8 protein-coding genes and 1 other annotated feature are annotated in these 12,881 nt (G+C 43.6%); of the genes, 6 read left to right on the top strand and 2 right to left on the bottom strand.

Features of this window, described 5'->3' with window-relative positions; translation table 11 throughout:
* Nucleotides 1-43: 43 nt before the first annotated feature.
* Nucleotides 44-3,388 carry a cellobiose phosphorylase gene (locus tag MKY63_RS16185; RefSeq protein WP_339809304.1) on the top strand — a complete coding sequence of 1,115 codons (3,345 nt, stop codon included), beginning with the start codon at nucleotides 44-46 and terminating at the stop codon, nucleotides 3,386-3,388.
* A 60-nt stretch (nucleotides 3,389-3,448) separates the two neighbouring features.
* Here the strand turns inward: MKY63_RS16185 and argS are convergent, their stop codons facing one another.
* Nucleotides 3,449-5,314, bottom strand: coding sequence for an arginine--tRNA ligase (argS, locus tag MKY63_RS16190; protein WP_076106961.1), 1,866 nt, complete (start codon nucleotides 5,312-5,314; stop codon nucleotides 3,449-3,451).
* A 40-nt stretch (nucleotides 5,315-5,354) separates the two neighbouring features.
* Nucleotides 5,355-5,573, bottom strand: a binding site (T-box leader).
* Nucleotides 5,574-5,845: 272 nt separating this feature from the next.
* On the opposite strand from argS, the gene MKY63_RS16195 reads away from it, so the two are divergent.
* Both MKY63_RS16195 and MKY63_RS16200 read left to right on the top strand, forming a co-directional pair.
* Complete coding sequence (locus MKY63_RS16195) at nucleotides 5,846-6,199, top strand: hypothetical protein (protein ID WP_076101005.1); 354 nt, start codon at nucleotides 5,846-5,848, stop codon at nucleotides 6,197-6,199.
* A gap of 493 nt (nucleotides 6,200-6,692) precedes the next feature.
* Complete coding sequence (locus MKY63_RS16200; RefSeq protein ID WP_339809306.1) at nucleotides 6,693-8,123, top strand: hypothetical protein; 1,431 nt, start codon at nucleotides 6,693-6,695, stop codon at nucleotides 8,121-8,123.
* A 280-nt stretch (nucleotides 8,124-8,403) separates the two neighbouring features.
* Here the strand turns inward: MKY63_RS16200 and MKY63_RS16205 are convergent, their stop codons facing one another.
* Nucleotides 8,404-9,930, bottom strand: a complete 1,527-nt coding sequence (locus MKY63_RS16205) for a glycosyltransferase (protein WP_076148217.1) — start codon at nucleotides 9,928-9,930, stop codon at nucleotides 8,404-8,406.
* A gap of 136 nt (nucleotides 9,931-10,066) precedes the next feature.
* Here MKY63_RS16205 and MKY63_RS16210 point away from each other — a divergent pair, with 136 nt between their 5' ends.
* Genes MKY63_RS16210 through MKY63_RS16220 form a run of 3 tightly spaced genes read left to right on the top strand, consistent with a single transcriptional unit; the run spans nucleotide 10,067 to nucleotide 12,751 of the window.
* Nucleotides 10,067-10,927, top strand: a complete 861-nt coding sequence (locus MKY63_RS16210; protein ID WP_076148215.1) for a glycosyltransferase family 2 protein — start codon at nucleotides 10,067-10,069, stop codon at nucleotides 10,925-10,927.
* A gap of 37 nt (nucleotides 10,928-10,964) precedes the next feature.
* A complete protein-coding gene (locus tag MKY63_RS16215; RefSeq protein WP_076148213.1) occupies nucleotides 10,965-12,101 on the top strand; it encodes an aminotransferase class I/II-fold pyridoxal phosphate-dependent enzyme in 1,137 nt (378 codons plus the stop codon).
* A complete protein-coding gene (locus MKY63_RS16220) occupies nucleotides 12,098-12,751 on the top strand; it encodes an acetyltransferase (protein WP_076099425.1) in 654 nt (217 codons plus the stop codon). Before MKY63_RS16215 ends, MKY63_RS16220 begins: the two co-directional genes overlap by 4 nt.
* The last annotated feature ends 130 nt before the right edge of the window (nucleotides 12,752-12,881 follow it).

Below are 12,881 nucleotides of genomic sequence, written 5' to 3' on the forward strand. Positions count from 1 at the left end.
GAATATATACGGCAGTAACGCCGTAATGGAGGAAGTGTATAATATGACTACTAATTTGAATACTAACATCCGTTTAAACGCCGGGGATCTATCCTTCACTTTTACAAACAGCGGGGACTTGTTCCAAGTCCTCTACGAACGGACAATGATCAATCAATTGCTGCCAAGCATTGTGGATGGTTCATTATCCAATCTATATTTGCGAGTGCACAATAATGGAAACATTCAAGCCATTCCTTTGCTGGGCATTCATTCTTCAAGCACTGTACGTAAGGCTGGAAACCGTTTGGTTTGGGAAGGTACTGCGGAAAATATAGAATATCAAGTTATTTTCACCCCTACTGCAGGAGGAGCTTGGTTCTGGGATGTGAAGCTTACTGGACAAAATGCAGAGGTAGATCTTGTGTACGGACAGGATGTAGGGATTGCTGATATCGCCGCTGTCCGCAGTAATGAAGCTTACCTGTCACAGTATATCGATCATGCGGTATTTGAGGATCAATCCAACGGGTACGTTGTTTGCTCTAGACAGAATCAGCCGCAGGGCGGGAAATTCCCATATCTGCAACAGGGTTCACTTACCAAGGCAACAAGCTTCTCAACAGACGGTTTTCAATTCTTTGGACTGTCCTATAAAGAAACCAACCAACCAGAGAGCTTGGGTCGTGAGCAATTAAGTAATGAAATCTATCAATATGAATTCGCATATACTGCGCTGCAATCGGAACGGGTGAAGCTGAGCGGGGAAACACGGTTTGTGTTCTACGGATTGTTTAAGCAAGATCATCCAGAAGCGATCACTGCGTTAGAATTTGCTAATGATATTGCTGCGGCTTGGGATGCTGTTAAAGATTTACCTTTAGAAGCTGAAGCAGCACTTGAACGTTCTTTCTTCTCGAAGGAGCTGGGAGCACCGCTGGCTGCAGATTCGCTGACAGAGAAAGAGATCGAGGTCTTGTTTCCGGTTCGTTATCAGGAGGAGAGAGAAGGAGACACACTACTTTCCTTTTTCACGGAGAATTATGAGCACGTAGTATTAAAAGAGAAAGAAATGCGCGTAGAACGGCCACACGGCCATATCCTGATGAGTGGGGATAACGCTCGGCTTAATGATAAGGTCATCACAACAACTTCATATATGTACGGGATCTTTAACTCCCAGGTGGTAATTGGAAATACCAATTTTAACAAGCTAATGTCCAATCCAAGAAATGCGCTTAACATTCCAAAAGCTTCAGGACAACGCATTTATGTAGAGTGGAACGGTGAATATCGTTTGCTGACCATGCCTTCTCTATTTGAGGTTGGTTTCAACTATGCTCGTTGGTATTACAGAACAGATGGTGAATGCTTCATTATTACGAACTACACCACCGAAGATTCGCCAGAGATATTCCTGAATGTGCGTTCGGAAAGCGGACGAGCTTATCGTTATTTAGTCACTAATCAAATCACCATGAACGTTAACGAATACGAGCTTCCATATCAATCTAAGCAAGAAGGTGGAGCAGTAATCTTCTCGGCTGACAGAAGCGCACTAAGTGCTGGTGAATATCCTGACTTACAGTATAAATTACAGGTACAGGGTGCGGAGTTAACTCTGCAGGATGAAGGTAGACTTGTCTCTCCTGTTCAACCAACTGAAGCACCGTTAGCAGTACTGGAGCTGTCTGCCAGCAGTGAATGGACCTTGAATATTCAAGGCCTTCTGGATGGTAAGTCACTTGCTCCAAGAAATCGTTCAGCTGAGGAAGAGATTTCTGCTTATCGCGCATTTTATGCTGGTGTGATGAATGGCTTCCGCCTGACGCTTGGGGACGGAACAGAAGGTGAACTGTTTAAGGTTAATGCTCTGACTTGGTGGTACACACATAACATGCTGGTTCACTATTCGGTTCCACATGGTTTAGAGCAATATGGTGGCGCTGCTTGGGGAACACGGGATGTATGTCAGGGACCTGTGGAATATTTCATGGCTACGCAAAAATACGAACAGGTTCGTGAAATTTTGCTGACGCTGTATAGTCATCAATATGAAGATGATGGCAACTGGCCACAATGGTTCATGTTTGATAAATACACGAAGATACAACAAGAAGAGAGCCATGGAGATATTATTGTGTGGCCGCTTAAGGTGCTTGGAGACTACTTGGCAGTAACTCAGGATTACAGCATCTTGGGAGCAACAGTGCCGTATACCCGTAAGCACAGCTTTGACTTTACAGAAGAAAAAGCGACGTTGCTGGATCATGCGCGGAAGGAAATTGCTTATATTAAGGATCATTTCCTGCATGACACACATCTGTCTTCTTACGGTGATGGAGACTGGGATGATACACTCCAGCCTGCAAATCCACAGCTGAAGCAGTATATGGTTAGCAGCTGGACAGTGGCGCTTACCTATCAGACACTTAATCAGTTCTCAGAGGTACTTCGTTCAGTTGATCAAGCTGAGGCAGAGGAACTGAAGGCGATGGTGGAAGGAATCCGTAAGGATTTCCATACTCATATGCTTCAATCCGAAGTGATTCCTGGCTTCCTGTATATGGAGGACCCTGAGCAGATTAAGCTTATGGTGCACCCAAGTGACACAGAAACAGGTATCCAGTACCGTCTGCTGCCAATGACGCGCAGTATGATCAGTGAGCTGCTTACTCCGGAACAGGCCGAAGCACACTATGATGTCATTCAGGATAAACTATTCTGCCCTGACGGTGTACGTCTGATGAATCGTCCAGCTCAATATGTTGGCGGGGTCAGCACTCATTTCAAACGTGCGGAGCAAGCGGCTAACTTTGGCCGGGAAATTGGACTTCAGTATGTGCATGCACATATCCGTTATGTAGAGGCTATGGCCAAGCTCGGTAAAACCGATCAGGTCTGGAAGGGTCTGGCAGCGATTAATCCGATCGGAATCCGCGATGTGGTGCCAAACGCTGAACTACGTCAAGCTAACTCCTATTTCAGTAGCTCGGATGGTAAATTTAACACCCGTTATGAGGCACAGGAGAATTTCGATAAACTGCGCAATGGTGACGTAGCTGTTAAAGGTGGCTGGAGAATCTATTCCAGCGGTCCTGGGATCTATATGAACCAGTTAATCTCGAATGCACTGGGGATCCGTACGGAAGGTGGAGACTTAATTGTTGACCCGATTCTGCCGGAATCGCTGGATGGAATGCACTTTAGCTTTGAATATGCAGGCACTAAGGTAGATTTTATCTATCATCTTACAGGTCGTGAGATCAGTCGAATTACTATCAACGGTACGGAAGTGCAAACAGAAGGTACACCTAACCGCTATCGTAGCGGTGGTGTTCGCATCAAGCGTGCGGACTTTGACCGTCTCAGCACGGAAGCTGGAAATGTGATAGAGATTTATAAGTAACATTATATATAGAAGGGCAATCTCCGCGTTAACGCGGAGATTGCCCTTTTTTTGTGTTTTTTACATTCGGCTCGGTGTCGGTAACCCAAGCACTTCGAGCACATCTCCCAAGATGTCCTTGAATCTTGAAGTGAGCCAGAGGCGGAATTCGATCGTGGCTGAATCGCCTTTTAGAATTAGACATACAGAATAGAAGTTGTTGAACAGGGTAGCTAGGGTATGGGCGTAAGTGCAGAGCGTATTTGGCGTTAACTCTATACTTGCTGAATGTAATATCTCCGGCCAGAGGCTTAGCTGTCTTAGCAGCGCAAGCTCTGCTTTTTCCAATTTGGAAGGGAACTGAAGCTGTGCGGCAGCTGTAAGGATTGGGATCGTAGCTTTACTCAAAACGCTTGTCGCACGCGCAAAAGTATACATCAGATAAACTCCGGTATTGCCGGATATTTCGGTAGCCTGTTTGAAATCAAACACGATTTCCGTTCCTAAATTAAACCGTAGCAGATAGTAGCGAATCGCAGCAGTGGCAATCATTCGGCTGGAGAGGCCGTCTTTATCGGAACGTGAGTGTTCGATGTTCTGTTCCATGAGTTCCACCAGATCGCTTACCTTAATCCCGATTCCCTGTCGTCCGGACATAGCATAAGAAGATTTGCCTTCTGAAATATCTATACCCAGCTCGGCAGCCGAGGCGGGACTAAGAGATACAACACCATAACTCACATGATGGAGTTTGTCTGCTTGCTCGTTATAACCTAGTGCCCCTAAGGCTTGCTTAACCATCTGTTGTGGATATTCCTGTCTGTAATCAATCACATTGATGACTCTGTCCGCCTGCCCATAAGACTCTTGGGTTCCAGTTAATCCTGTTGTCCATAAACCGGACGAGAATTCGCTATAGGAGAAATCTTTGGTTAAAAGACCAAATTTCCAGAGATGATAGGCAATATCTTTGGCTGTATACGTTAAAATCCCATTCGAACGCACCAGCACCTTATCGAGATGATGCTCCTCTGAATCCGCTCCAATGTTAGCCTCTGTTCCTTGCTTCAGCACCCAGCAGCCTGCGAGTTTACCTTCAGTCTCTTGTACAAAAACGGCTGTCTGCTTCAGTAGCTCAGCTGCGGCTGCCCAAAATCCCTCTTTTAAAATACTGCTCTCCCATACCAGCAAATCATAATAAATCCCAAAATGTTTCATTTCCTCTACATGCTCTCTAACGATACGTTCAGCTACAAGGTTGCCCAGCCAGGCTTCATTGCCGCCACCTTGTTCAAGGGAGTGCAGTATATCTGTGCGCTTGTGTGTCATCTCAGGGTTCAGCGCATATTCTTTGTTCACTTTGGCATAAAGATCCCAGCAAAAATCACCGAAACGTTGATGTTCCCCTTCTAAAGGTATATTTAATAATCCAACAACTGTATCCGCCAGCTGATTGCCGAGATCATCAATGTAGTTATGGACCTCTACGTTATACCCAGTTCTTTTCATAATTCTGACTAGAGTATCGCCAATACAGGCGTTTCTTAGATGACCTACATGAGCGGCTTTGTTGGGGTTGATAGAAGTGTGCTCGATGATGACTTTTTCCCCAGTGCTGGCAGGCAGTTCAAAGGAATGTTCAGCCCAGCTTTGCCAATTCATATACAAATTGATAAATCCGGGAGCAGCGACTTCAACTTTTTGCAATAGACCGGCGAAACGCCCTTTGAATTGAAGTTCTGCTTTCACTAATTCTGCTATGACCATTGGGGATTTACGTAGAGTTTTGGCTAGCTGCATAGCGATATTACATGAATAATCACCATGTTCTAGATTTGCTGGCTGTTCGATCAGAATGGCAATGTCCTCTGGATAGTCAGCTCCTAAAGTATTGAATACACGGTGTACACTGTGCTTGATTCCGTCTTTGATGATTTGATCTAACATGGTATACCCTCCTTTGAAAATACAAAAAAGCCCTCGTCTCAAAAGAGACGAGGGCTTTAGCGCTCGCGGTACCACTCTCGTTGCTGAACAAGTTGTTCAGCCACCTTACGGGATAACGGCCTTCAGCCGGGACTTCCTACTAAGGTTCAGAAGTCCATCTCACGGGTGCGCTTCATTAAAGGGATCTGTACCGGCTTACACTCTCCCGGCTCGCTGAGGACTAGATCTCGTTAACTACTCTCCCGCTCATCGATGCTTGAATAATTTTTATCAGTATAACTAATATTTCGAAAAAAGCAAGGGTGGTGGAGCTAATCCCAATTTCCTTGAGCATCTTGCAGGGATTTAGAAGTCTCAAAAACTATCAAATCATAGCTAAATCAATATAAAATTTTTGGGCATTCAAACAATCAAATGAAACCAATCATTAATACAATACAAGGGGAATTATTAACCTTTTCCCAATTTTAAATTTTGTATTTTTTTAATCTGAATTTTTGAAAAATACTTAATAAAGGAGGGAATAGCTCAATGGCAGTATTATCAACAGGACCCATTGCAAATGATCCTGTTAGTGGTGTCAGAACAATTAAAACGGTTATTATCAAAATTGTAAACCGTGATTCTATCAATTTTTCTTCTGTTCATATTCAAGGTTACAAATTAAACAGTCTCAGAACACTCTACGTACTAGAAGAAATATCTATTGCACCCAATGAAGTTATTACGAGAAATTTTGGAGCAGACTTTGATGCATATGAATTCGTGTTCACCACAGACGGTTTTGCTGAAATAAGCACTGAGATTTCAGTTTGGGGGAGAAACGAAAGTGGTGCAATTATCGATGTTCAACGAGTTGTTGCAGAGGAGCAGTCAGAAACATAAATTCAACATATATGCAGGGTAATAACCACATTCTTAATAGATAGTTGAAACATATTATAAAAAAGAGCAGTTTAACAAGAAATCTTGATTAACTGTATTTTCCAGAAAGGAGGGAGTGCCGTAATGGCAGTACTATCAACAGGACCTATTGCTAATGATCCGGTTAGTGGTGTTAGGTCCACTCAAACCGTGTTAATCAAACTGGATAATCGTGATCCTGTAAATTTTTCTAATGTTGTTATCGAGGGCTTTCATTTAAATGGTACCAGAATATTATATGTACAAGAATTAGTAACCATAGGTCCTAATGAAGTATTATCTAGAAGCTATTTCGCTAATTTCGATGCAATAGAGTTTGTCTTTACCATAAGTGGACCAGCTGAGAATGAAACACAAATTTCTGTATGGGGTAAAAATGCTGCTGGGGAATTCGTGCCTGCCCATCGATTAGTCTCTGATGAACTTTTAGGAACCGAGATCGCAGGCCCTCAGGGTGATACTGGACCGCAAGGAGACCAAGGACCTCAAGGGCCTCAAGGGGACCAAGGACCGCAAGGTGATCAAGGACCTCAAGGCGTACAAGGACCGCAAGGTGATACTGGACCGCAAGGTGACCAAGGACTTCAAGGGGACCAAGGACCGCAAGGAGACCAAGGACCGCAAGGTGTACAAGGACCTCAAGGGGACCAAGGACCTCAAGGCGTTCAAGGACTTCAAGGAGTTCAAGGCGTTCAAGGGCCGCAAGGTGTTCAAGGCCCTCAGGGTGATACTGGACCTCAAGGGGACCAAGGACCACAAGGTGATCAAGGACCTCAAGGCGTACAAGGACCTCAAGGCGTACAAGGACCACAAGGGGACCAAGGACCACAAGGTGATCAAGGACCTCAAGGCGTACAAGGACCGCAAGGAGATCAAGGACCTCAAGGCGTACAAGGACCTCAAGGCGTACAAGGACCGCAAGGTGATCAAGGACCACAGGGTGTTCAAGGACCACAAGGTGATCAAGGACCTCAAGGCGTACAAGGACCACAAGGTGATCAAGGACCTCAAGGCGTACAAGGACCACAAGGTGATCAAGGACCTCAAGGCGTACAAGGACCACAAGGTGATCAAGGACCTCAAGGCGTACAAGGACCACAAGGTGATCAAGGACCTCAAGGCGTACAAGGACCACAAGGTGATCAAGGACCACAGGGAGATCAAGGACCACAAGGTGATCAAGGACCACAGGGAGATCAAGGACCTCAAGGCGTACAAGGACCGCAAGGAGATCAAGGACCTCAAGGCGTACAAGGACCTCAAGGCGTACAAGGACCGCAAGGTGATCAAGGACCACAGGGTGATCAAGGACCGCAAGGAGATCAAGGTCCTCAAGGCGTACAAGGACCGCAAGGTGATCAAGGACCACAAGGTGATCAAGGACCTCAAGGCGTACAAGGACCGCAAGGTGATCAAGGACCACAAGGTGATCAAGGTCCTCAAGGCGTACAAGGACCGCAAGGTGATCAAGGACCACAAGGTGATCAAGGGCCTCAAGGCGTACAAGGACCGCAAGGTGTTCAAGGACCGCAAGGAGACCAAGGACCGCAAGGTGATCAAGGACCTCAAGGCGTACAAGGACCACAAGGTGATCAAGGACCTCAAGGCGTACAAGGACCACAAGGTGATCAAGGACCACAAGGTGATCAAGGACCACAAGGAGATCAAGGACCACAAGGTGATCAAGGACCACAAGGAGATCAAGGACCTCAAGGCGTACAAGGACCACAAGGAGATCAAGGACCGCAAGGTGATCAAGGACCTCAAGGCGTACAAGGACCTCAAGGCGTACAAGGACCACAGGGTGATCAAGGACCTCAAGGCGTACAAGGACCACAAGGAGATCAAGGACCTCAAGGACCTACAGTGTTATAATAGATCCTGAGGGATTCAAGTTAATGGTGTACTTTAATGGGGCTGTCCCAAAAGTATCTTTGGAATAACCTAAGTGCCAAACATTACTGAAATACGAATGGACGAAGGAGCTAAGCGGTTTGTAGATGCTTAGCTCCTTCGTGTTTTTTTTTGCGTTCACTGAAGCCTTCTTTAGTAGATTGTGGGCAAGAGAAAGCCACCCGACCTCTACACTTACTTTTGGTAAGCGATGAAGTAGGGATCTCTTAAAACCACGGTTATTCTTTATATCGCCAAACACAGGCTCCGGCTTACGGTAATACAACCACCTTTTCCTTACACGAAGCAATGTATTTGGCATATTGTATACAAGTTTCGAGTGAATCCTTTTGCTGCATCGGCCACCATCGAATGGCACCGGTAGGAGCTTTAGAGGCATAGATTTCAACTTCCTCCGGAATTCTTCCAACAACCACTATCTCTGTGTTCCTAAAATTGTTTTCAACAGCCCTTTTGAGTGTTTTCATTAATTGGATGTGCTCTTCAGGACAACTATATGGAATCGGAAACAGTATTGAGTAACGGGAAGAATCCTCATGAATCACATGTGCAGATTTCCGGGCAGGATCATTAACGGAGGTCTCCCATATGCGGTTATACGGTATTTTTTCCGGTAAATCAAGCTCGATTAATCTCATTGTAATTCTTTGATTGTATGCTCTCTTTAATTGCCGAACCAGAATTTGAATCTGTTTATTCCTTAAAAAAGTGGTATTATTCCCATGTTCATTGCGATATTGGATGTATAACAAATCAGGGATCTGTACAATTTTAGTACAAAGAAATGTACGTACCAGCATGTCGTAATCATCTGCTACCAATAATTCATCTCGATGTCCTCCGATTAGATGGTAGCAATCTCTTGTCCAAGCACGAGGGTGATTAGGCAAACCGACAAGGTGAGAAATGGTCTTCCCGTTAATAGTTGTATGTTTCTGAGCATTTTGCCACCGGTTCATGTCATGCAGCCAGACCCGGTAATGAATACTGTAACCAAAGCCGCAGTCCCAACCGTACCAATGCGCATAGTTACTTTCTGCAAACACCTCGGCACAATCCCCATATACAAACCCACAATCTGGATTTTGCTTAAACGCACTGACGATTTTCTCAAGGCATTCAGCTGTCAGCTCATCATCATGATCGACTTCTACTAATATTTCTCCTCTGCATAGCCCTGCAGCATACCTTTTATTTGCCCCGATATAACCATTACGTGAGTCTTGACGATATCTGCGAACACGATAGTCATTTAGTGGAAGTAAATATTGTCTATATGTCTCATCATCATCACCGGAATCATCTACGATTACCCATTCCCAATTTGTATATGTCTGTTTCAATAAGGATTGATAAGGCCGATCAATTTTCTCTTTGGATCTGTAGGCGGCAGTAAATACGGATATTAAGGGTGTGCCTGATGAAAAACGAGTTGGAGGAATCATCCGATTCTCTGGGAGAGGGTCTGTAGCTTTGAGCCAGCAGAAAAATAAATGTTCAGGCTGAATTTCGTTAGGTGAATGAAAGTGCAACCAGCGTTTTTTTTCATGCTTAGGCAATTCAATAAGAGCACTAAACGCGCCCCAACCCTCACCCAAAGAAATATAGATGTGAGGTCCTTGGAAAAAAGTCTCTTGTAAAGGATGGCCTGCTGCATACTGATTTACGGTAATATGGCTTTCTTCCATTCTCTCTACAAACCTTTCAAGCTCTTTCTTTAACACCGTATCAGCTACAAAAAGATGAGCTGTCAATAATGGAGTGAAATCGAGTGACATGAACATTCCCCTTTACTAGTTGTGAAGACATTTTTATCATCATTTCGATGCCTCATTAATATATATATGGGAGTGTTTATGTGTATGTTAGCAAATGAAAAAAATCCACATTGCCGAATTAGAAAGGTGGATTCATGTGAAATACCCTTTAGTGAGTGTAGTAATACCTGCTTATAACCGACCGCATACGCTTCAAATCGCCATTGATAGTGTACTCGAACAGACCTATCCGAATATAGAAATCGTCATCTGTGATGATAGCTCGAATAATAATGTACAAGAGATGCTAGTTCCCTATTTAAATGCGTTTCCTCAAATAAAATATTTCAAAAATGAACAAAATCTTTTTCTTGAAAATTGGCATAAGTGCTATAACTTGGCATCCGGGGAATATATCAATTACTTAATGGATGATGATGTATTTCATAAAGAAAAAATTGCAAAGATGATCTGCTATTTTCGAGAATTTGAAAACATTACGCTGGTTACCTCATACCGACAAACGATTAATGAATCAGGTGTAATTATCCCTCCTCTCTATGCAACGAATAGGTTATATCAAGAAACAAGGATCATGGACGGTAAGCAGCTTGCAAATATTGCATTAAGTCGTTGCTTAAATGTAATAGGTGAACCTACAACGGTATTATTCAAAAAAGCCGATCTTATCGATCGATTTGGAGTGTATTCAGGAAAACAGTATTCTCTTCTCAATGATTTAGCCTCTTGGTTAAACTTACTATCCAAAGGAAAAGCAGTGTATATTCCAGAACCTCTAAGCTATTTCCGCATACATCCTAATCAAAATAATCAAACACTTGGTCCTAATGTATTCTCTGAATGGTTGGATATTATTATCGCCGCTAGAGATGATGGATTTCTAGAGACAAAAGATTTATATAAAGCTGCACTCCATTCTTATCTTAATCGTGTAAAAGATCATCATCAATTTTTTAATGATATCAAGCGAATTGAAATGATATTAACCACCTTATAGTTAGATTTAATTGTTACAAATGAAGGAGGGTCCGTTCATGTTTGAAATCCCCTTTTTACGACCTAACTTAGTAAAAAAAGAACAATTTCTTACTTACTATGAGAAAATTGAGGCAACCCGAATCTATTCTAATTATGGACCCTTAAACGACCTATTTGAAGAACGTGTCATTACGGAAATGTTCGGAGGAACCGGTTCGGCTGTGACCGTTCATAATGCTACTGTCGGACTTATGGTAGCAATTTCTCAATCCAAGCGCTCCAAAGGAAAATATGCAATTATGCCAAGCTTCACTTTTGCTGCCACCCCCCTTGCCGCACAATGGTGTGGACTTGAACCTTATTTCCTAGACATTGAACCGGACAATTTACAAATGAATAGGGAGCAATTAGAACATACCGTCAAACAGCTTGGAGATGAGGTTGCGGTTATTGTTCCTTATGCCACATTTGGTACAGCCATAGATTTATCGTTATATAATAGGCTAATGCAGCAAGGTGTTCCAGTAGTTATTGATGCTGCTTCTAGTTTTGGCACTAAAACCTTAGAGGAGGCCACTCATTTTGGCAAAGGCTTCGGAGGAGCGGTAGTGTTCAGCTTTCATGCCACCAAATCATTCGGAATTGGAGAAGGTGGATTGGTCTACAGTATGGACCAGGAGCTTATTAAGCGAATACGTCAAGCAGGGAATTTTGGCTTCTCCAGCAACAGAGAGTCCGTTATCCAAGGGTTAAACAGTAAGATGTCGGAGTACACCGCAGCTATTGCCTTAGCTACTCTAGATCAATTCCCCTCCATACAGGAGAATCGAAAGGCAATTTATGAAATGTATCTTCAAGAACTGGACAAAGAAGGTTTATTTGAACAAGGCTGGTCCATGCATAAATCACAAGGATCTGTTGTTCATCAATTTATTTCTATCCTCAGTCCGGAGTCCCAAAGCAACAGTGAAGTAGTCGAAAGGTTATCCTCTAACTCCATTGAAGCCAGAACCTACTTTTCTCCGGCATGTCATCAACATAAGCAATTCCAAGGTTATCCCAGAGCATCCGTGAAGGTTACCGAATATACCGCCAAACACATTGTCAGCTTACCCTTGTGGGAGGAACTGGATGAGGTTAAGATTCGAAGAATTACTAAATTTCTTGGAAACTTGGGAGAAGCTAACCGATGAGAAAACTAGTCATTTGGGGATCTGGTGGTCATGCCAGAGAGATTAACTGGTTATGCGAAGAATTAGACGTTCAGGTAATGGGATTTTTAGACGAACGACCTGAGTTCAAAGGCCGGATTGTCGATGGCGTTCCCGTTCTGGGAACTTTGGTTGATATTGAGCTATTAAAAAACGAGGTAGAGCTAGTATGCGCCGGGGTGGGTGATACGAGTTTGAAAAAAAGATTCGTTCATGAAACCATCCAATCAGGATTCCGTATTGCATCCCCTTTGATACATCCCCATGTTCGAATCTCTCAAAGTAACATCATCGGAGAAGGAAGTATGATCTTTCAAGGGGCTATCTTATCTGGAAATATCAGGATCGGCCAGCATGTTATTATTAACCAAGGCGTTAGTCTCAGTCATGATGTAATAATTAGTGATTTCGTAACTATATCTCCTGGTGTTAATGTAGCCGGTAATGTAACCATTGATGAAGGCGCTTATATTGGTATCGCTGCTTCGGTCCGTGAGAAACGCCATATTGGTTGTTGGTCTACGATTGGTGGAGGAGCGTTTGTCAAAGACGACGTTCCCGATTTTACTTTGGCTGCTGGTATCCCTGCAGTCGTTAAGAAAAGATTTAACTCAACTTATTATGAACCTTAGGGGCGTTTGAGCTTCTCGGACAAATTTCTCACGATACAATCGATCCGGTGATGTGCACCTGAATGTGTTTCATAGGCATATCTCTTAGATTTGAGATATGCCTATGGTCATATCACTGGTTTAAAGTGTT

This window comes from Paenibacillus sp. FSL R7-0189, from assembly GCF_037969925.1.
GTDB lineage: Bacteria > Bacillota > Bacilli > Paenibacillales > Paenibacillaceae > Paenibacillus_AQ > Paenibacillus_AQ odorifer.

Coding starts and splice junctions, on each gene's coding strand:
- MKY63_RS16185 (WP_339809304.1), top strand. CDS start 44: ATGACTACTAATTTGAATACTAACATCCGTTTAAACGCCGGGGATCTA.
- argS (WP_076106961.1), bottom strand. CDS start 5,314: ATGTTAGATCAAATCATCAAAGACGGAATCAAGCACAGTGTACACCGT.
- MKY63_RS16195 (WP_076101005.1), top strand. CDS start 5,846: ATGGCAGTATTATCAACAGGACCCATTGCAAATGATCCTGTTAGTGGT.
- MKY63_RS16205 (WP_076148217.1), bottom strand. CDS start 9,930: ATGTCACTCGATTTCACTCCATTATTGACAGCTCATCTTTTTGTAGCT.
- MKY63_RS16215 (WP_076148213.1), top strand. CDS start 10,965: ATGTTTGAAATCCCCTTTTTACGACCTAACTTAGTAAAAAAAGAACAA.
- MKY63_RS16220 (WP_076099425.1), top strand. CDS start 12,098: ATGAGAAAACTAGTCATTTGGGGATCTGGTGGTCATGCCAGAGAGATT.